The organism is Amycolatopsis vastitatis (assembly GCF_002234595.1).
In the GTDB taxonomy this organism is placed as follows: Bacteria; Actinomycetota; Actinomycetes; order Mycobacteriales; family Pseudonocardiaceae; genus Amycolatopsis; species Amycolatopsis vastitatis.
The window spans coordinates 64,983-84,822 of the sequence record NZ_NMUL01000042.1 but is presented as its reverse complement, the minus strand read 5'-3'; the positions used below and the strand labels follow the sequence as shown (position 1 = coordinate 84,822).

The 19,840-nt window shown below is 72.6% G+C and carries 17 protein-coding genes; 6 read left to right on the top strand and 11 right to left on the bottom strand.

Translation table 11 applies throughout. The features are described 5' to 3' along the window. From CF165_RS35705 to CF165_RS35685, 5 genes are all read right to left on the bottom strand, one after another. Complete coding sequence (locus CF165_RS35705; protein WP_093951996.1) at window positions 1-390, bottom strand: VOC family protein; 390 nt, start codon at window positions 388-390, stop codon at window positions 1-3. Between the two features lie 101 nt (window positions 391-491). Further along, entirely contained in the window at window positions 492-1,883 is a 1,392-nt protein-coding gene (locus CF165_RS35700; protein WP_093951995.1) for a S28 family serine protease, read from the bottom strand. A gap of 167 nt (window positions 1,884-2,050) precedes the next feature. After that, window positions 2,051-2,791, bottom strand: a complete 741-nt coding sequence (locus CF165_RS35695; RefSeq protein WP_093952101.1) for an enoyl-CoA hydratase/isomerase family protein — start codon at window positions 2,789-2,791, stop codon at window positions 2,051-2,053. Window positions 2,792-3,024: 233 nt separating this feature from the next. Then, entirely contained in the window at window positions 3,025-3,951 is a 927-nt protein-coding gene (locus CF165_RS35690; protein WP_093951994.1) for an ABC transporter permease, read from the bottom strand. Next, window positions 3,948-6,818 carry an alpha/beta fold hydrolase gene (locus tag CF165_RS35685; RefSeq protein ID WP_093951993.1) on the bottom strand — a complete coding sequence of 957 codons (2,871 nt, stop codon included), beginning with the start codon at window positions 6,816-6,818 and terminating at the stop codon, window positions 3,948-3,950. The genes CF165_RS35690 and CF165_RS35685 overlap by 4 nt, the downstream gene beginning before the upstream one ends. Before the next feature lie 325 nt (window positions 6,819-7,143). Here CF165_RS35685 and CF165_RS35680 point away from each other — a divergent pair, with 325 nt between their 5' ends. Genes CF165_RS35680 through CF165_RS35670 form a run of 3 tightly spaced genes read left to right on the top strand, consistent with a single transcriptional unit; the run spans window position 7,144 to window position 10,734 of the window. Then, window positions 7,144-8,106 carry a TerC family protein gene (locus tag CF165_RS35680; RefSeq protein WP_093951992.1) on the top strand — a complete coding sequence of 321 codons (963 nt, stop codon included), beginning with the start codon at window positions 7,144-7,146 and terminating at the stop codon, window positions 8,104-8,106. Window positions 8,107-8,146: 40 nt separating this feature from the next. Further along, window positions 8,147-10,090 (top strand): S9 family peptidase, encoded by a 1,944-nt coding sequence (locus CF165_RS35675; protein ID WP_093951991.1) that lies wholly within the window; start codon window positions 8,147-8,149, stop codon window positions 10,088-10,090. Continuing rightward, window positions 10,087-10,734: an HAD family hydrolase gene (locus tag CF165_RS35670; protein WP_205661057.1), complete on the top strand. Its 648-nt coding sequence runs from the start codon at window positions 10,087-10,089 to the stop codon at window positions 10,732-10,734. The genes CF165_RS35675 and CF165_RS35670 overlap by 4 nt, the downstream gene beginning before the upstream one ends. Here the strand turns inward: CF165_RS35670 and CF165_RS35665 are convergent. The 4 genes from CF165_RS35665 to CF165_RS35650 form a co-directional block, all read right to left on the bottom strand. After that, window positions 10,716-11,372, bottom strand: a complete 657-nt coding sequence (locus CF165_RS35665; RefSeq protein ID WP_093951990.1) for an RES family NAD+ phosphorylase — start codon at window positions 11,370-11,372, stop codon at window positions 10,716-10,718. The genes CF165_RS35670 and CF165_RS35665 overlap by 19 nt on opposite strands. A 51-nt stretch (window positions 11,373-11,423) precedes the next feature. Further along, the gene (locus CF165_RS35660; RefSeq protein ID WP_093951989.1) at window positions 11,424-12,005 is read right to left on the bottom strand and encodes a MerR family transcriptional regulator; all 582 of its coding nucleotides are present in this window, start codon (window positions 12,003-12,005) and stop codon (window positions 11,424-11,426) included. Between the two features lie 383 nt (window positions 12,006-12,388). Next, window positions 12,389-13,366, bottom strand: a complete 978-nt coding sequence (locus CF165_RS35655; RefSeq protein WP_093951988.1) for a LacI family DNA-binding transcriptional regulator — start codon at window positions 13,364-13,366, stop codon at window positions 12,389-12,391. Window positions 13,367-13,482: 116 nt separating this feature from the next. Further along, complete coding sequence (locus CF165_RS35650) at window positions 13,483-14,352, bottom strand: helix-turn-helix domain-containing protein (RefSeq protein ID WP_240521941.1); 870 nt, start codon at window positions 14,350-14,352, stop codon at window positions 13,483-13,485. Window positions 14,353-14,526: 174 nt separating this feature from the next. Here CF165_RS35650 and CF165_RS35645 point away from each other — a divergent pair, with 174 nt between their 5' ends. Continuing rightward, a complete protein-coding gene (locus tag CF165_RS35645) occupies window positions 14,527-15,000 on the top strand; it encodes an MmpS family transport accessory protein (RefSeq protein ID WP_240521940.1) in 474 nt (157 codons plus the stop codon). A 35-nt stretch (window positions 15,001-15,035) separates the two neighbouring features. Further along, window positions 15,036-15,782: an ABC transporter permease gene (locus tag CF165_RS35640; protein ID WP_093951986.1), complete on the top strand. Its 747-nt coding sequence runs from the start codon at window positions 15,036-15,038 to the stop codon at window positions 15,780-15,782. On the opposite strand, the gene CF165_RS35635 is transcribed toward CF165_RS35640, so the two are convergent. Both CF165_RS35635 and CF165_RS35630 read right to left on the bottom strand, forming a co-directional pair. Continuing rightward, entirely contained in the window at window positions 15,766-16,452 is a 687-nt protein-coding gene (locus tag CF165_RS35635) for a histidine phosphatase family protein (RefSeq protein ID WP_093951985.1), read from the bottom strand. The two genes, CF165_RS35640 and CF165_RS35635, sit on opposite strands and share 17 nt — an antisense overlap. A gap of 10 nt (window positions 16,453-16,462) precedes the next feature. Beyond that, window positions 16,463-18,325: a Na+/H+ antiporter gene (locus CF165_RS35630; RefSeq protein ID WP_093951984.1), complete on the bottom strand. Its 1,863-nt coding sequence runs from the start codon at window positions 18,323-18,325 to the stop codon at window positions 16,463-16,465. A gap of 125 nt (window positions 18,326-18,450) precedes the next feature. On the opposite strand from CF165_RS35630, the gene CF165_RS35625 reads away from it, so the two are divergent. Then, window positions 18,451-19,836: a carboxylesterase/lipase family protein gene (locus CF165_RS35625; RefSeq protein ID WP_093951983.1), complete on the top strand. Its 1,386-nt coding sequence runs from the start codon at window positions 18,451-18,453 to the stop codon at window positions 19,834-19,836. Window positions 19,837-19,840 lie beyond the last annotated feature (4 nt).

Sequence of the window (19,840 nt, the reverse complement as noted above, 5' to 3'; positions counted from 1 at the left end):
CTACCCCGGGGCCGGCGCGTTCTCGTCCGGCTGCAGCATGCCGAAGATGTTGCCTTCGGTGTCCTTGCAGTACGCCAGCCACCCGACGCCCGGCACCGGGCTCTTCGGCAGGGCCAGCGTCCCGCCGGCGCGGTTGACCTCGCCGAGGGCGTGGTCGAGGTCGGCGACGTCGATCGTGTTGACGAAGCCGTGGATCGGGGCGGACGCCTCGGGGGCCGGGCCCTGGCGGGGGACGAGCCCGCCGTCGATGCCATCGCCTTCGCCGGTCTTGATCACCCAGTAGGGGACGTCTCCCCAGCGTTCGAGCTTCCAGCCGAACACGTTCGTGTAGAAGGCGGCCGCGCGTTCGGGGTCACCAGCGTGGATCTCGAAGTGGACGGGACGAGGCATGCAGGCCTCCTCGGGCCGGGCCGTCAGGTGTGGCGAGACTACGCCTGACAGCCCGGTTCCGGGAGGTCACAAACGTGTCAAAGCGCGTGTCAAAGCGCGTGTCAAAGCGGCGGTCGCGCCGAAAGGGTGAGGTCGGCGTCGAAGTCCGGGAACCCGGCCGGAGCCGTGCGCGCGGCGAACGTCGAGGCAGGTGGCAGGCCGGCCCAGCGCCGGACCGTCGCCGTGGCCGCGGCCGCGTCGGCCGCGGGCAGCTGCGCGATCTTCGACCCGTGGTTGCCGCCCGGCACGTAGTAGCGGTACGAGTCGCGGCTGCCGAAGCCGAGTTCGAACGGCTCGGCGCCCCACGGGTCGTTCGAGCCGTACACGAACAGCAGCCGCGTGCCGCGGGACTTCACCCAGAAGTCGATGTCGGGCATCGCCAGGTAGTCGAAGCGCGGGATCCGGACCGAGCTCGGCACGAACGTCTTCGGCTGGTCGGCGCCGGGGTAGCGCAGCAGGTCGCGGAGGTAGCCGTCGTACGCCTCGGGCGAGCCGAGCTGGGCCGCGGCCTGGTAGTAGTACGGGATGTAGGGCGCCAGGTCCTGGTCGGAGTAGGTGTTGAGGCTTTCCACCTTCTCGTACCAGGCGTAGACGTCGGCCGCCGGTGCCCCCGCAGCGGGCACCGTCGCGCAGTCGGACTGCTTCTGGTACTGCCAGAAGGCGAAGTACGAGTCGATCACCGAGATCTCGAGCGACTTGTCGGCCGACCCGACGATCGAGAACGTCAGGCCCCGCCGGGCCGCGTCCGCCGCCGCGATCGCACCCAGCTCGTCACGCCGCTTCAGCGCGTCGCGCTGGATGGCCTTGAGCGCGGCACGGCACCCCGGGTCGTCGCCGACCCGGGACAGGAACCGGTTGTAGACGTCGACCGGGTCGATGACGTCGTTGGGCGCGACGTACGGGATGGTCGCGTCGACGTCGTCGGGGAAGAACCGCCGGAAGTACGTCGCGGTCATGCCGCCCTTGCTGCCGCCCGTGGCCAGCCACTTGCCCGGGTAGATCGCCTTGAACGCCTGCACCGCGCGGTGCTCGTCGGCGGCGGCCTGCCAGATCGTCAGCTGCTTCGCCCAGTTCTCCGGCTCCGGCCGCGAAGGCGTGAAGTAGCGGTATTCCATCGACAGCTGGTTGCCGTCGACGATCTGCGTCGGCTCGGACCGGTTCGGCGACCCGCTGACGTTGTAGCCGCTCGTGAAGGCCACCGTCGGGGCGGCGAAGTCGCGGTGCAGCAGGGTGAACCGCTGCTGGAACGTGCCCGCGCCGGGGTGCCGGTGGTCGGCGGGCTGGGTGAAGGTCAGCTTGAAGAACCGGTACCCGGCCGGCGCCGCGTCCTCCGACACGATCGTCAGCCCGGGAATCTTCTGCAGCTCGGCCTTGATGTCGGGGGCCGCCGCGGCCGCCGGGGCCAGGCCGGCCATCGCGAGCAGGACCGCGCCTGCGGTGAACAGTCTGCGCATCGAGCACCCTCCCGGCTCATGAACCCTCCGTGGGACCCTCACAGAACCGGCGGCGGTCGGCAATCGGCTGTCCGGGCGCAGAATCGGTCGGGAACCGACTTTTGGCGGGTGGCGCGGCATCCGGGGGCGTGGAAGACGGTCTCGACCGGGCACGAGCCATGGCGCGCCTAGCGCAGCATCCTGTCCACATAGGACTTGACGGCGGCGAGCGTCTCGGGCGACCGCCACAGCCGCTCGACCTCCGGGTCGTCGGAGTGCCGGTACTCGGCGATCCGTTCGTGGAACGGCTGCCGGATCTGGGCCTTGGTGTGGGCGAACGGCTCGGCGGGCAGCTCGCCGAGCCGGGCCGCGACGCCGAGGGCGCGCTCGAGGACTTCCTCCGGGGCCGCCAGCTCGTCGGCCAGCCCGCGGGCGAGCGCGTCCTCGCCGCCGAAGACTTCACCCGAGTAGGTGAGCCGAGGCAGCGGCGCCGTCCCGTACGCGCAGCGCAGGATCTCCAGCGCGGCCAGCGGGAACGGCACGCCGACGAGCAGCTCGGTCACTCCGATGGTGCCCGGGCCGAGCACCCGGTGGTCGCAGGCCGCGGCGAGCACCGCGCCCCCGGCCACGGCGTGCCCGTTCAGCGCGGCGACCACCGGACGCGGGCAGCCGAACACGGCCAGCAGCGCGTCCGACAGCAGCGGCAGGAACTCCGAGACGTACGGCGCGCCGCCTTCGTCGAGCCGCTTGAGGTCCACGCCCGCGGAGAAGATGCCGCCGGTGCCGGTGAGCACCACCGCGCGGGCCTGCTCGGCGTCTTCCAGCCGGAGCACCAGCTCGCGGCAGGAATCCGTGTCGAGGGTGTTGCCCTTGCCGTGGTCGATCCGCAGCACGGCGACGTCGTGGTGGCTCTCCAGGATGATCGGCACGAGCCGACCGTACCGCGACGCCCGCGGGCCGGTCAGTTCTTGACGCTCAACCGGACGACGCCGAAGTGCTCCCGGTCGCGCCAGCTCGGCGATGCGGTCCTGCAGGGTCCGCGCGACCACCGTCTCGTCCTCGGTGAAGGGGAGGAGCATGAACTCGCCGACCCGGCGGCCGAGCGGGCTGGGCAGGACCCTGCGCAGCACCACGTTGAGCGTCTTCACCAGCGGCGCAGGCCTCAGCTGGTGATGTCTTTTCGAGCGAACCGCCGCCCGGCGTAGAGGAAGAACACCGTCCCGTAGATCACCGCCGAGAGCATGCCGCTCGCCAGGTTCGTCCAGTCGACGTCGGTGGAAATCAGGTCCATCCACGAGAACGCGTAGTGCGTCGGCAGGTAGTTGCGCAGGCCTTCCAGCGCCGTGATCTGGTCGAGGATCTGGGACAGGATCGCCACCAGCACCGCGCCGCCGACCGCGCCGAGCGGGGCGTCGGTCGACACGCTCAACGCCAGCGCCAGCCCGGCCACCCAGGCCAGCTGCAGGATGATGTACACAGTGGACAGTGCGATGGCGAGCAGGCTGTCGCCGAAGGACACCGCGTCGCCGGTCGGGCTGATCGCGGCGCCCGCGCCGTACCAGAGCACCCCGACGCCGAGTGACACCAAGGGCAGCAGGACGAGCGCGAACGCCGACAGCAGCCCGGACACGATCGCCTTCTGCCGCAGCACCCGCTGCCGCGGCACCGGGACGGCCAGCAGGTACTTCAGGCTCGACCACGACGCCTCGCTCGCGATGGTGTCGCCGAAGAACAGCGCGACGATCATCGGCAGCAGGAACGTCCCGGACACGAACAGCGCCAGCACGACGAAGTTCGGCGCGGACGCCGTGGCCAGGTCGACGAACCCGCCGCTGCGCCGGTTCGGGCTCGACTGCCCGAGCTGGAACGCGATCACCAGGATGAACGGCAGGACGGCGACGAACCCGAGCAGGAACTGCGTGCGCCGCCGCTTGAGCTGACGCCGCAGCTCGACGCCGAGCCGCAGCGTCCGGCGCGCCGAGTAGCCCTCGACCGCGCCGTCCGGTCCGACGCCCGCGTGCTCCTGCGATGCGATGTCGCTCAGCTCGTCGAGCGCGTGCGGGTCGGTGTGCACACCGGAATCACTCACGACTCATCTCCGACCAGTTGCAGGAACGCGTCTTCCAGCCGGCGCCTCGGCCCGGCCTGCTCCACCGCCACGCCGGCGCGGACCAGCACCGCCACGGCCTCGGCGCGCGGCAGCCCGTCGAGATCGGCGTGCACGAGGTCGCCCTCGACGTTGACCGAGGTGACCCCGCCGACCGCCTTCAGCGCCGCCGCGGCTGTGTCCACGTCGCCGTCGCCGACCCGGAACGTCGCTTCGCCGCCGGCCGCGGCCAGCTCGCCGACCTCACCCGAGGCCACCAGCGAACCGCGGTGCATGACCACGACGTGCGTGCAGGTCTGCTCGACCTCGGCCAGCAGGTGGCTGGACACCACCACGGTGCGGCCGGTCGCGGCGTACCGCTTCAGCACCTCGCGCATCTGGTGGATCTGGGGCGGGTCGAGCCCGTTGGTCGGTTCGTCGAGCACCATCAGCTCCGGCAGGCCGAGCATGGCCTGCGCGATCGCCAGCCGCTGCCGCATGCCCTGGCTGTAGGTCCGCACCCGGCGCTCGATCGCGGTACCGAGCCCGGCGATCTCCAGCGCCTCCGCGAAGTGCGCCTTCTCGGCCGGACGCCCGGTCGAAGCCCAGTACAGCTCGAGGTTCGCCCGGCCGGACAGGTGCGGCAGGAAGCCGGACCCTTCGACGAACGAGCCGATCCGCGACAGCACGGGGGCGCCCGGGGTGATCTTGTGCCCGAACACGCGGATGCTGCCTTCGGTCGGCGTGATCAGGCCCATCAGCATCCGCAGCGTGGTCGTCTTGCCCGCGCCGTTCGGCCCGAGCAGGCCGAGGACCTGGCCCGGCTCGACGCGGAAGGAGAGGTCCTTCACCGCGACGAACCCGCCCGCGTACTGCTTGCGCAGCCCTTCGATGACCAGCGGGGTGGTGGCGAGCTCCGGGTCGGCGTCGGTGGCGCGGCGGCGGCGCAGCGCCGCGAAGAGCGCCACGGCCACACCGGCCGCCAGCGTCACGGCGATGCCGACCAGCTGCCCGGCCGGGGCCGGGGAGCCGACGGACGCGCCGGGCACGATCGGCACCGCCAGCGCGGTGCCGTCGGCCAGCCCGATCCGGAACACCGCGGGCGCGGCCGGGGCGGCGAACGCCTGGTCGGTGGTGCCGACGACCAGGCGCAGCGAGTGCCCGCCCTCGATCGGCCGGACGATGCCGGGCAGCGTCACCGTGACGTCGACCGGCGTGCCGTCGGTGGGCAGCCCGCTCACCCGGAACGGGGCGATCGCGTTGGCCGGCAGCACCCGCGAGCCGTCCTGCCCGACGTCGTAGAGCTTCGCGAACAGCACCGCGTCCGGTTGCGGGTGCGCCGGGTCCGCGGCGACCTGGAGCCGCACGGTCGACGAGCCGCTGACGACGATCTGGCTGTCCACCGGCGCGGTGGTGAACTGCGCGGCCTGGCCGGGCGGGTCGTTGCTGAACAGCGCGCCCAGCCGTGACGTGCTGCTCGCGACGCCGTTGAGCCCGGGGATGCCGCTCACCGCCGAGGGGTTCGCCCCCGCCGGGCGCACCACGGGCTGCGCGGGACCGGTCAGCGCCAGCAGCCGCCGTTCGGTGGCCGGGCCGGTCAGCCCGGGATAGGCCGGGGCGTTGACCGTGCGGACCGACGGGGTTCCGTTGGCGCGCAGGGTGCCTTGGACGTCGTAGCTGAACCCGGTGCCGGGATCGCCGCCGCCGACGGCGGTCCACAGGAAGTCGGCGATCTTCGCCCGCAGCTGCGGTCCCGGCTTTCCGCCGTCGTGGCCGCCGGTGTACCAGATCGTCCGCACCTTGCCGCCCGCCGCGGTGATCTGGCGGGCGGTCGCATCGGACTGGTCGAGGCCGAACAGCGTGTCGCTTTCGCCCTGCACCAGCAGCGTGGGCACGGTGATCTTGCTCGTCACGGACGCGGGGGAGACGCGGTGGAGCAGGTCGATGCTCGCCTGGCTCGCCTGTCCGGTGGTGCCCAGCTCGGTGTAGGCGCGGCAGACCGCGGCGGTGAACCGGCCGCACGGGTCCGCCGGACCACCGCGCGGGCCGCCCCCGCCGGGCGGAGCCGCCGGGAGGGCGGCCGCCGCGCCGGCCCCGGTCGCGCCGGTGGATCCGGTGTCGGTCTCCTGCCCGGCCTCCGGCGCTTCGGCGGACGGCGAACCGCTCGCCGCGGCCCCGGAACCGGCCGAGAAGAAGATGCCTGCCCAGCTCTTCTTGAACACGCCGCCGGGCGCGAACGCGCCGGCCGCCGGGGTTCCCGACGCCGGTGGCGCGGGGGCCGCCGCGTTCGGGATCAGGCCCTGCGCGAGGTCGTTGTAGGTGATCACCGGGGCGACCGCGTCGACGCGCTTGTCCGTGCCGGCCAGCAGCAGGGCGAGCGCGCCGCCGTAGGAGGCCCCGGTGACGGCGACCTCGGGGTCGCCCTTCGCGTCGAGCGTCACCTGGCGCTGCGCGACGAGCCGGTCGATCAGGCGGCTCGCGTCGGCGACTTCGCCGTCCGGGTCGTTGAGCCCGATCTTGCCGGTGCTCCTGCCGAAGCCGCGCGCGGACCACGTCATCACGACGAAGCCCTTCCGCGCGAGTTCGCGGGCGTCGTCGGCAACGCTGTTCTTGTCCCCGCCGAAGCCGTGCGCCAGCAGCACCGCGGGCGCGGGCACGGTCGCCGGGAGGTAGGTCGTCGTGTCGATCTTGACCTGCCCGGCCGAGCCGGGCCCGGCGGGCATGTCGATCAACGCGTCCTGCGCGGGCACCGGCGGGGCCGCCGCCGGGCGCGTGATCCAGAAGACCGCGCCGGCGGCCAGGACCACGACGACGGCGGCGAGCGCGGTGAGGCGGGCTCCGCGGGTGCGCGGGAGCGGAAGTCGGGGCACGACGTGACCGTATTTGAGTCTTGCTGAGAGTGTCCTCACCGGCTCACGTCGATCACACGCCGATCACACCTCGATCACCCGGTCCGGGCCACCTGGTGGACCAAGGTGACCAGAATTACAGGACCAACCTGGTGACGTGCGCGATCCCGGCTGGCGCTCGGGCGGGGGGAACCGGCAAACTGGACGGGCTGTGAGGGGAGTATTCCTTCGCGGCGGTGTCGTCAGCACGGGGCCCTTCGCCCCCGGCACCGTCGGCCGGTGTCTTGACCGGCGGAAGAGACCTCCGGTTAGTTGCTCATGCGCACTATCCGGAGGTTCGAGTTCCATGACTGTCCCCCTGTGGCTGTGGATCGCCACGATCGGTGGCCTGCTCGCGCTGATCGCGCTGGACCTGGTCATCGTCGATCGCAAGCCGCACGAAGTGACCACGGGGGAAGCCGCCCGCTGGGTGATCTTCTACATCTCCTGCGCGATCCTCTTCGGCATCGGCGTGTGGATCTTCGCCGGGCACGACCCGGGCGTCGAGTTCTTCACCGGGTACATCACCGAGTACTCGCTGAGCGTCGACAACCTGTTCATCTTCATGATCATCATGGCGTCGTTCAAGGTGCCCGCGATCCACCAGCACCGCGTGCTGCTGGTCGGCATCCTGCTCGCGCTCGGCATGCGGAGCGTCTTCATCGCCATCGGCGCGGCGCTGATCGAGCAGTTCGTCTGGGTCTTCTTCCTCTTCGGCGCGGTGCTGGTCTGGACGGCGGTCAGCATGCTGCGGAGCAAGGGCGAAGAAGAGGAGTACCACGAGAACGCCGTCACCCGGCAGGTCCGCAAGATCGCCCCGGTGACCGACGACTACCACGGCCACCACTACACGGTGAAGATCGACGGCAAGCGGATGATCACGCCGATGCTGCTGGTCATCGTGGCCATCGGCTCGGCGGACCTGCTCTTCGCCGTCGACTCGATCCCGGCGATCTTCGGCATCACACAGGAGGCGTTCCTCGTCTTCACCGCCAACGCGTTCGCGCTGATGGGCCTGCGGCAGCTGTACTTCCTGCTCGGCGGGCTGGTGACGAAGCTGGTCTACCTGACCTACGGCCTCGCGACGATCCTCGCCTTCATCGGGGCGAAGCTGTTCCTGCACGCGCTGCACGAGTACCACGTCGTGCCGGACTGGCTGGACATCAACAACTGGATCTCGCTCGGCGTGATCGTCGTCGTGCTCACCGTGACGACGGTGGCCAGCCTGGCCAAGGCCCGGCGCGACGAGCGGAAGCAAGTCCCCGCGTAAGTCGTTCGCAGCGCTAAGGAATTCCGGTACGGTCGGGGACGTGCGTCCTGCCGACATCGAAGACCTCGTCGTCCCCGGCCGTCCCGCCCTGCGCGGGAACCTGCTGCTCACCGCGCTGAAGCGGCCCGATCTCAAGACCGACGCCGCGCACAGCGCGCTGCGGCGTGTGTCGCTCGACGGCGGCGAGACCGCGTGGACCCACGGTCCTCGCGACTCGGCGCCGTCGATCTCCCCGGACGGGCGCTGGGTGGCGTTCCTCCGCGCGGGGGAGGGCAAGGGCGCGGACGGCAGCCCGCAGCTGCACGTCATGCCGTCCGGCGGCGGCGAAGCGCGCCGGCTCACCTCACTGCACCTCGGCGCCGGGGAACCGGTGTGGGCGCCGGACTCGCGGCGGATCGCCTTCACCGCGCGCGTGCCGGAGGCGGGCCGCTACGGCACTGAAGACGCCGGCGGCGAGACGCCGGAGCCGGCCGCCGAGGCCCCGCGCCGGATCACGCGGCTGGACTACCGGATCGACGACGTCGGGTTCGTGCGGGACCGGGCGCAGCGGCTGTTCGTCCTCGACGCACTCGAAGACGAGCCGCACGAGCCCGAACCGCTGACCGGAGAAGGGTTCGACGCGGCCCACCCGGCGTGGACACCGGACGGCAGCCGCGTGGTCTTCACCGCGCCCCCGGACTGGGGCGCGGCCGAAAGCGACTACCGCGACATCTGCGCGGTCTCCGCCGATGGCGGCGACCCGGAGGTCATCGTGCGGTGCGAGGGCTACGCGGAGCGGCCGGTGTTCGGCCCCGACGGCACGTTGTTCTACTTCGGACAGTCCTTCGAGGACCACCACGAAGCCGCGCCGACCGGGCTGTACGCGGCGGTGCCCGAGTTCGGCGCCGGCCCGGTGAAGCCCCGGCGGCTGACCGACGTCGAAACGGTGGACTGCGAGGGGGCCGCGGGTCCGCCGGCCCCGCGCGACGGCGACGTGCTCGTGGCCGTCCGCAACCGCGGCGCGGTGGAGCTGCGCGCGGTCCCCGTCGCCGCCGCGGACGCCCCGCTGGCCGACCTGCCCGCCGTGTACGCGGACCGGACCGCGCTGCGGTCGTTCGCCCTCGACGGCGCGGTGATCGCGGCGGTGGTCGCTTCTCCCGAGTCTTCGGGGGAGGTCGTGCTGCTCGGCGACGGCGACCCGGTGGTGCTGACCGACTACTCGAAGCCGTTGCGGGACAAGGGTATCCGGCCCATGCTCGAGCTGGAGACCACGGCGCCGGACGGCTACCCGGTGCACGGCTGGCTGGTGCTGCCCGAGGGCGACGGCCCGCACCCGGTGCTGCGCGTGGTGCACGGCGGCCCGTTCACCCAGCAGGAATGGGCGGTGTTCGACGAGGCGCAGGTGTACGCGTCGGCGGGGTACGCGGTGGTGCTCGGCAACCCGCGTGGTGCGGCGGGCTACGGGCGCGAGCACGGCCACGCGATCACGCACGGCTTCGGCACGGTCGACGTCGACGACGTCCTGGCGCTGCTGGACAAGGCCCTCGAACGCCCGGACCTGGACGCCTCCCGCGTCGGCATCATGGGCGGCTCGTACGGCGGCTTCATGACGAGCTGGCTGGCGGCCCACCACGGCGAGCGCTTCAAGGCGGCGTGGAGCGAGCGCGCGGTCAACGCGTGGGACTCGATGCTGGGCAGCTCCGACATCGGCTACATGTTCGTCGACGCCTACATCGGCACCGACCCCGAGGTGCTGCGCGAGCGCAGCCCGCTCACGTACGCCGCGCAGATCCGCATCCCGTTCGCGGTGGTGCATTCGGAGCAGGACTGGCGCTGCCCGCTGGAGCAGGCGCAGCGGATGTTCGTGGCCCTGCGCCGCGCGGGAGCGGACGCGGAGTTCCTGCTGTTCCCGGGCGAAGGCCACGAGCTGACCCGCTCGGGGCGCCCGCGGCACCGCGTGCAGCGCTTCGAAGCGGTCCTGGACTGGTGGTCGCGGCACCTGTGAGGCGCGGCTTGGTCTGCTTCGACGTCGACGGCACGCTCGTGCCCGGCACGAGTTCGTGCGCGTGGGTGGCCGCCGCGCTGGGTCACGAGGCGGAGCTCGTCGCGGCCGAAGCGGCCGACGTCGCGGGCCGGATGACCAACCAGGAGGCGTCGATCATCGACGCCCGCGGCTGGGCGGGGCACACCGAGGCCGAGATCGCGGCCCGGCTGGAGACGCTGCCGCTGGTCGGCGGGATCGCCGAGACGGTGGCGTGGTGCCACGACCACGGTCTCCGCCCGATCCTCACCACGCTGGCGTGGACGCCGGTCGGCCGGCTGCTCGCCGGCCGGTTCGGCTTCGCCGCCTTCTGCGGCCCGGTGCCCGAGGCCGAAGCCGGGCGCTACACCGGCCGCGTCGCCGAGCACCTGGACGAGTACGGCAAGCGCGACTTCGCGCTGGCGCAGGCCCGTCAGTCCGGCGTCGCGCCGGAGGCGTGCGTCGCGGTCGGGGACAGCCGGTCGGACCTGCCGCTCTTCGCCGCGGTGGGGACCAGCATCGGGTTCAACGCCACCCCGGCGGCCCGCGCCGTCGCCACCCACGTCGTCGACGGCGACGACCTGCGGGCGATCGTCCCGATCCTCGACGCTCAGTTGAGCAGCGTGTAGTTCAGCTCTTCGCAGACGCGGCCCAGCGGGACGTCCAGGCCCGGGTGGTCCAGCGGCAGCAGCACGTCCGGCGCGATCGGCAGCGCCGCGCCCGCCGGCGGGTCCCACAGGCAGATCGCCGGGTCGCCGGAGTCCATCGAGGAGCGGTACCAGAGGCCGTCGAGGTCGCTGAACGCGCCGCGGATCGCGCGGGCCCACGCCTGCGCGAGCTTCTTGGGACCGCTGGAGATTTCCTGCGACGCCCCCACCCGCGTCGGCCACAGGCCGGTCAGGTCGAGCAGGCGCAGCGTGCGCGTCGGGCGGACGACGACCAGCCGGGGACCGCGCGTGCGGCGGTCGACCGTCGAGCTGGTCTGGAAGACCTCGGCGACCGAGGTGCGCACCGTGAGGCCGAAGTAGAGCACCCCGTTCGCGGGGTCGGTGACCGGCACGCCGCCGCGGCCGGGCGACTGCTGGTCGAACCGGCCGTGGGGGAGCGGGCCGGTGTAGCGGAACGAGTTCCACTGCTGGGGGTGGTTGCCGTGCGCGGTGAAGATCCGGACGAGCCTGGTCGTGGGCTGGACCGGCACGACGTCGTCGGCGCGGTTCAGCTGCCGGACCAGGACGGATCGGGCGGGCGGCAGGGGGAGCCGGGCCATGGGTCGGGGGTGGTCCGTCCTTGTCGGTGATCTTGCTCGGGAGAGTCCAGCCTAGAGCGGCGTGCCGAGCGTGGCGATGAGGCGGGCCACGTGGTCCGGATCACCACCGGAGAGGAGCCATTGGCGAGGGGTCGCCGGGTGGTCGTTGATCACCAGATCGTCCTGCGGGGTGCTCATGAAGGCGGCGACGACGAGCGCGGGCTGGTCTTCGGGCAACGCCTTGAGCACGACCTCGAGGCCGGGGAGCACGCCCGAGCCGGCGAACTGCCACGCCGGGAGCCGCCAGCCGCCGTCCTTCCAGCCGGTCAGCCTGCCTTCCTTGAGGCGGTGCCGGATCCGGCTGTCGTCGACGCCGAGGGTCTTGGCCGCCTCGTTGACGCTGAGCGCGCCTTCGGCGAGCACCGCGTGGGCGGCCACCGTGCGGGCCCTGAAGTCGGGTTCGTCCTCGCGGCGCGGCGACAGGTCCAGGCCGACGTCGGCGAGCGCGGCCCGCTGGTCGGCGGAGAAGTAGTGCGAGGGATCGGGATTCGGTGGGGACAGCCTGCGCGCCGCGTCTTCGACGAGCGTGAGGAACTCGTCGGCATCCACCTTCAAGCCCGCCTTGGCGAGGATGTTCTCCAGCGCTACAGACATGTGGCTCAGGTTAACCCGAAACAGCGCGCCTGTGCGGGTTCGTGCGTTTTCTTGCCCTGTCTGTGCGTGAATTCACCAGAGATCGACACTTTGGGCACATCAATCAACACGTTGAGTAGGCAACTTCCGGTCAGTTTCCCCGGATCGGCCGAGGTTGTCCAGACCCTCCGTGGCTTGACACCGCGACCGGGCCCACCTACGTTCCGGGGAGAAAACGATTTCCGCTCCGTGCTCACAGGATCCGGCCACGCGCCGGTCATGGGGGACACAGGGGGTGGGGCGTGCCTGGGGGGCCTGGCACGAGCCGGCCCCCCGGGCACGTCGCTCCCGACCCTTCAGGTACGCGAGCCGGCCCTCTGGGCACGCGAGCCGACCCTCCAGGTTCAGCGGCGGGAGCTTTTCCGCTCGATCAGCCGGGCTTCGAGGGTCGTGGTGGTCGCGTCGCGGCTGCTGTCGGTGATCCGGGCCAGCAGGAGCTGCGCCGCCACACGCCCGACCTCGTACGCCGGCTGCGCCACCACGGTGAGCGGCGGGTCGATCAGCGTCGTCCACGGCGCGTCGTCGAACGAGACGATGCCGACGTCCCGCCCGGGACGCAGACCACGCGCCGACAGCGCCTCCAGCACCCCGATCGCCATCGTGCTGTTCGCGACCAGCAGGGCGTCCGGCGGCGACGGCTCGTCGAGCAGTTCCAGCGCGGCCAGCCGGGCCCCTTCGGCGCGGTACTCCGCCCGCCGCGACACGACGTTCCCTTCGCCGACGACGTCGGCGTAACCGGCCAGGCGGTCGTCGGCGGTACGGACGCCGGCGGGCCCGGTCAGGCAGCCGACGCGCCGGTAACCGCCGGCGAGCAGGTGCCGCGTGGCCTCCGCGGCCGCGTGCCGCGTGTCGACCAGCACCTGGTCGCCCGCCGCGGCGGGCAGCGGCCGGTCGACCGCGACCAGGGGAGTTCCTTGGCGGCGCAGGCCTTCGACGTTCGTCGACCGGCCGGTGGGCGACAGCACCACCCCGGCGACCCGCTCCTGTAGCGCGACCTCGATGTAGCGCCGCTCCTTGTCCTCGTTCTCGTCGGAGTTGCAGAGCACCACCGAGTACCCGGACCGCTGCGCGAGGTCTTCGACGCCGCGCGCGATGGCGGTGAAAAAGGGGTTCTCGACGTCGGAGATGATGAGCGCGAGCACCGCCGTCTCCTGCCGGCGCAGGTTCCGGGCCAGCCCGTTCGGGTGGTACCCGAGCTCGGCGGCCGCTTCCTGGACGCGCGCGGCCAATGCGGGGTCCACAGTGGACTTGCCGTTGAGTGCGCGCGACACGGTCGCCGTGGAGACGCCGGCTCTCGCCGCGACGTCGCTGATGGTGGCCACACGCCCTCCTGGGGGAGCCCTGATCACTCGTCGAGGGGGAGAATAGCGCTCTTGGTAGTGTTTTACCTTCCGCTTACCTTATTGGCCGAAGACCCACTTCCGGTTGCCTGCACGGGTTACGCCGAACGGAGCTGATCACGCGCTGTCGCGTCCACAGTGGAGGGTCCGCGGAAGTACGCGCGGGGTGCCAGGCCGGTCAGGGCCCGGCAGTCCCGGCTGAGGTGCGCCTGGTCGGCGTACCCCGCGGCGGCGGCCAGCGCGGCCAGCCCGGCGACGTGCGGAGCCAGCGCGACGGCGCGCTGGAACCGGCTGACCCGGAGGTAGGTGGCCGGGCCGTAGCCGACCGCCTGGACGAACCGCCGCCGCAGCCGCCGTTCGCCGACCGCGTGGGACGCCGCGGGGTCCTCGACCCGGGCGGCTGTGGTGTCCGCCCGGCGCTCGGCGTGCTGAGCGAGTGCGGCGGCCGCAGTGGCCGGGCCGAGGTGGGCAGCCGCCGCCGCAGCGGCAGCCTGCTCGCCGGTCGCTCCGGCCCGAGCCAGCTCCGCGGCCGCTTCGGCCACCCGGGCCGCCCCCGCGTCCAACCGGCCGATCAACGCCGCCACCGCCGGGTCGGGCGGCGGAACCTCCGGCAGCCGCGCCGCAACCGCTTGCGCGGGCGACAGTTCACCCGCCAGCAGCCGCTCGACGACCTGCTCCCCCCACAGCTCGCCCAAGGGCACCCGGCGGTCGCGCAGCTCGTCGGCGGCCACGCCGAGCACCGCCGCCGCGCGCCCCGGGACGAACCGCACCCCGGTCAGCACCGCCCCCGGGCGGGTCGCCGACGACCACGCCGACGTGTCCGGGCCCGCCACGAACACCTCGCCGTTCCCGGCGACCAGGTCCACGCAGCCGTCGGGGACGATCCGCTTCGGTCCCGCCGAAGCCGAGCGCCACACGCACCGCGCCACGCCGTGCAACGGTCCTGGTGGCGCCGCCTCCTCGTACACACCCCGATCATGCCCCGGGGGTCCGACAAAACCGGCCGGGACGCCCGTTTGGGTGAATGTGCGACTTCTTGCGAAGACCGGCTAACGCGGAGTTAGGTCACGGCGAGATATAGGTCGACGCACTCGGCGGAAGTGCGCGCGACGAGAGAAGACCTCTCCATGGGTGTTCCCACCGTGATCAGGCCTGCTGTGAAGGACCGGCGCGACTGCGCCGCCCGGGCGCGGTCGGCCGGAAGCGTCGTCGTCGTCCTGGGCGTGCTCGCCGCGGCTTTCGCGGTGACGTCGTCCATCGTGCCCAGGTCCGCGCGCGGACCGGCCAAGGAACCGCCGGTGGCCGCGCCGGTCGTCCCGGCCGCGGTCCGCGCGGTCAGTCACACCGTCGTCTACGAGCTGCTGGGCGCGCACGGCGCCCGCAACGTCACCTACACCGCCGCCGGCTCGGCCCTGACCCAGCGCTCCGAGGTGACGACGCCGTGGTCGGTGTCGTTCACCGAGTCCGTCCCGGCCGGCCGCACGCCGTTCCGCAGCATCGCCGCCCGGAACCCCGGCCCCGGCGAGCTGCGCTGCCGGATCGTCGTCGACGGGGCCGTCGTGGTCGAAAAGGCCGTGCAAGAGCCGGAGCAGGCCTTCGTGAGCTGCGCCGTCTGAGTAGTGCGGCAGGGTCGTGCGGGAGGATCGGCGGCGTGAACGACGCCGCGATCACCTTCGGGCCCGCCTTGGTGGCGGTGCTGGTCCTGCTGGCCCTCACCGGTGCCGCCGTCGTCCAGGCGGGTGGGCTCGGGCCGGGACGAGCCGTGCTGATCGCCGCCGTCCGCGCGGTCGCCCAGCTGGCCGTCGTGTCGCTGGTGATCACCGCCGTCCTGCGCTCGGCGCCGCTGACCGGCCTGTTCGTGCTGCTGATGTTCGGCATCGCCGCGGTGACGTCGGCGCGCCGAGTCGGCACCTGGGCGAACGTGCCGTGGACGGCGCTGGCCATCGCCGCCGGCGTGGTGCCGGTGCTGGCGCTGGTCCTCGGCGCGCGCGTGGTCCCGCCGCGGCCGATCGCCGTCGTGCCGATCGCGGGCATCGTGATCGGCGGGGCGATGACCGCGACGTCGCAGGCCGCGCGGCGCGCCCTCGACGAGCTCAAGTCCCGCCACGGTGAGTACGAAGCCGCGCTGGCGCTGGGGTTCCTGCCGCGGCCGGCCGCGCTGGAGATCTGCCGCCCGTCGGCCGGGCACGCGCTGATCCCGGCGCTGGACCAGACCCGCACGGTCGGCCTGGTGACGCTGCCGGGCGCCTACGTCGGCGTCCTGCTCGGTGGCGCCGGCCCGGTCCAGGCCGGGATGACGCAGGTGCTCGTGCTGATCGGGCTGCTGGCCGCGGAAGCCGTCTCGATCCTGGTGGCCGTGCAGTTCGTCGCGGCCGGGAAGCTCAGCCGAGCGGAGTAGCCAGGTGGGCCGTGTCGTTGAAGCGCCGCACGATCCAGTGGTCGCCGTGCAGCACCAGGTGCGAAATCGAGCCGTTGTCGGCGCCGAGGAACGCGAACCGCTCGACCGAGCGGCTGGCCTGGGCGAACACCTCGCCGATCACGCCGCCGTGGGTGAACACCGCGACGCGCTGATCGGGGTGCGCGGCCGCGATGCGGGTGAGGGCGCCGCGCAGCCGGGCACCGAACCGCTCGTCGGACTCCGCGCCGGGGATGACGTCCCAGCGCTGCTCGGTCCACAGCCGTTCGACGATCGGGTGGCCTTCGGTGGTGTACTTCCGGAACAGCCCGTTCTCCCAGTCGCCCAGGTGGATCTCGCGCAGGTCCGGCTCGACGACCGGGGTCAGCCCCAGCTTTTCCGCCAGCGGCGCGGCGGTCTGCACCGTGCGGCGCAGCGTCGTCACGTAGATCGCGTCGATCCGCTCCCCGGCGAGCCGGACGCCGACGCGCTGGGCGTGGTCACGGCCTTCCGGCGCGAGGTCCGGGTCGGCCTGGCCGTCGACCAGGTCGAACGGGGCGTCGCCGCGGGCCGGAGCCGATTCGCCGTGCCGGACCAGGAAGATCTCCGTCGCGCCCGGGGGCGGGCTGAACCGGTGCTGGCGGTATTCGATCTCCTGCTCGGGCGTGCTCATGGCCTCGACCCTAGCCGAGTTGCTTGTCCACGAAACACCATCGCCACGTCTCGCCCGGTTCGAAGCTGCGCATGACCGGATGGCGGGATTCGTGGAAGTGCCGCGTGGCGTGGCGGCGCGGCGAGGAGTCGCAGCACGCGACGTTGCCGCACTTCAGGCACATCCGCAGGTGCACCCACGTCGTGCCCTCGGCGAGGCAGGCGGCGCAGCTGTCGGCCGAGCTGGGGTCCTTGTCCACCCACTCGTGGGCCAGGTGCTTGCACGAACCGGCCGTCGCGGCCGGGGTGCGCAGTTCGCGGCCCTCGATGTCGGGCTCGGCCTCGTCGCGGTCGAGCATGGACTCCTCGATGTCCAGCCGTTCCAGGACCTTCCGCAGGACGTCGTCGTCGGCGCTGCCGCTGGCCCGGGCCTTGAGGAACTGGTTGCGCTCCACCTCCAGGAGCTCCAGCCGCAGGCGGCGGTAGGCGTCGCTCGGCGTTTCGGCCAGCGCGCTCTGCCGGCCGAGCTGCTCCCACGCCGAGTCGGCCCGGTGCTGCAGGCGGTCGCGCAGCCGCTGGATGATCTCCGGCGGGTCGTCGGGCTGCCGGATCTCCTCCAGCTTGGCCAGCGCCGCCCGGGTCATGTCGTGCAGGACGGCCGCCTCCTGCAGCGCGTCCTCCGCGGGGTCGGGCCGGGGCAGCCGCAGCCGCCGGATCAGCGGCGGCAGCGTCATGCCCTGCACGGCCAGCGTGCCGGCCACGACGACGAACGCCGCGAGCACCAGCACGGCCCGCTGCGGGGTGTCCGCGGGCAGCACGAACGCGGCCGCGAGCGTGACCACCCCGCGCATGCCCGCCCACGCGATGACGGCCGAGTAGCGCCACGGCCAGATCTTCGCCTTGACCTTCCCCGGCAGGAGACGCCGTTTGACGCGTTTCACCGTGCCGATGCCGATCAGGTACAGCACGCGGGTGAGGATGGTCGCACCGAGCACGGCGACGCAGATCCAGGTGAGCGTCACCAGTGACAGCCCGCTCCGGCCGACCTCGGCGAGGATCCGCCGCAGCTGCAGGCCGATCAGCAGGAAGACCATGTTCTCCAGCAGGAACTGGATGGTCTGCCAGTTCAGCCGGGACGCCAGCCGGGTCGAGCCGGAGAGGATCTGCGGGGCCTTGTGCCCGAGGATGAGCCCGGCGATCACCACCGCGAGCACGCCGGAGCCGTGGATCGCCTCGGCCGGGATGTAGGCGATGAACGGCACGGCGAACGACAGCGCGGTGTCGAGCACCGGCTCGTCCATCCGGGCGCGGACGAAGGCGGCCGCGAACCCGACGACGAGCCCGACCACGGCCCCGCCGATGGCCGCGCGGAAGAAGTCCGCGCCGACCTGCCACAGGCTGACCGACCCGGCCAGCGCGGCGATGGCCGTGCGGAGGGCGACCAGCGCGGCGGCGTCGTTGAACAGGCTCTCGCCTTCCAGCAGCCGGATCAGCTTGCGGGGCATGCCGACCCGGCGGGCGACGACGCTCGCCGCGACGGCGTCCGGCGGCGCCACCACCGCGCCCAGCGCGATGCCGCCGGCCAGCGGCAGCCCGGGGATCACCGCCCAGGCGACCAAGCCGACGCCGAGCGCGGTGAACACCACCAGCCCGACCGACATCAGCCCGATCGCGCCGCGGTTCTTCCGGAAGTCGACCAGCGACGTCTGGATGGCCGCCGAATACAGCAGCGGCGGCAGCAGGCCGACCAGCACGACCTCGGGGTCGAGGTGGACTTCGGGCACGCCGGGGACGTACGAGCCGGCGACGCCGACGACGATCAGGCACAGCGGGGCGGACCAGTCCAGCCGCCGCGCCACCGCGCTGACGACCAGGACGGTCACGACCAGCGCCACTATCTCTGCCGCGATGTGCACGGGGTAATCATTACCCGCCGCCCGCGGCAGGTGTCACCTGGCCAGCTCGCCGAGCGGCCCGAGACGCTGGAGCGTGCTCCAGGGCAAGTCCCTAGGCTGGACACGTGACGACAGTGGAGATCGCGGCCGGCGCCCTGCGCGGGTCCGGACGGGACGGGGTCAGGACGTTCCTCGGCGTGCCGTACGCCGAGCCGCCGGTGGGGGAGCTGCGGTTCCGCGCGCCGCGCCCGGTGCCGCCGTGGCCGGGTGTCCGAAAGGCCACCCGGTGGGCGCCCCGCGCGCCGCAGCCCGAGCTGACCGGCCGCGGCTTCACCGGCGACGAGGACTGCCTGTACCTGAACGTCTACGCGCCCGCCGCGCCCGGCTCGTACCCGGTGCTGGTGTGGATCCACGGCGGAGGCGGCGTGATCGGTGCACCGCACCAGTTCGACGCGTCCGCGTACGCGCGGCGGGGCGTGGTCGTCGTGACCGTCGCCTACCGGCTCGGCGTGCTCGGGATGGTGCACCTGCCCGGCGTCGCCGATTCGAACCTGTCGCTGCGTGACCAGGTCGCCGCGCTGGAGTGGGTGCGGGACAACATCGGCGCGTTCGGGGGCGACCCGGGCCGCGTCACGCTGGCCGGGCAGTCCAACGGCGGCCGCACGGTCGGGACGCTGCTGGCCGTGCCGGCCACGCGCGGGCTCGTGCACCGGGCGATCGTGCAGAGCGGCACCGGCGTCGGCTCGGTCGTCCATACCCCGGCCGAAGGCGCGGCCGTGGCCGAAGCGGTCCTCGAGGAACTGGACGCCTCGCCGGACGACCTCGCGACCCTGCCGGTGACCCGGATTCTCGAGGCACAGCAACGGGTTTCGGCGGTGTCGGGCACCAAGGTGACCTACCGGGTGGTCGTCGGCGACGAGCTGCTTCCCGAACGCCCGCTGGACGGCGTGCGCGAAGTCCCGCTGCTGATCGGGACCACGGCCGACGAAGAGGACCTGTTCAGCTGGCTGCAATCCGGTGGCGCGAAGCTCCTGGGCGCCGGCTCGACGATGCTGGACGCCGAAGAGATCGAGAAGGCCGTCGCGGCCTACACCGAGCTGCTCGATTGGCCGGCCGACCAGGTCCGCAACCGCGCGCTGACAGCGGGGGACTGGTGGATCCCGGCGATCCGCTTCGCCGAGGCACAGCCGGACGCCTGGATGTACCGCCTGGACTGGCGGATCGCGCCACGCGGCCGCGGTCTGGGTGCGGTACACGGGCTCGACCTGCCGCTGATGTTCGACGACATCCGCAACCGCAACTGGCGGTTCCTCTTCGCCGGGCGGCCGTTCCCGGCGGAACGGATGCAGGCGGTGGCGACGGAGATGTTTGACGCCTGGGTCCGTTTTGCCGCCACCGGCGACCCGGGCTGGCCGCGCTACACCCCCGCTGACCGGGTGACGCGCCTCTTCGACGACGTCTCCACGACGGTCTCCGACCCGGACCGCGAGCAGCGCCTCCTCTGGGACTGAGCCG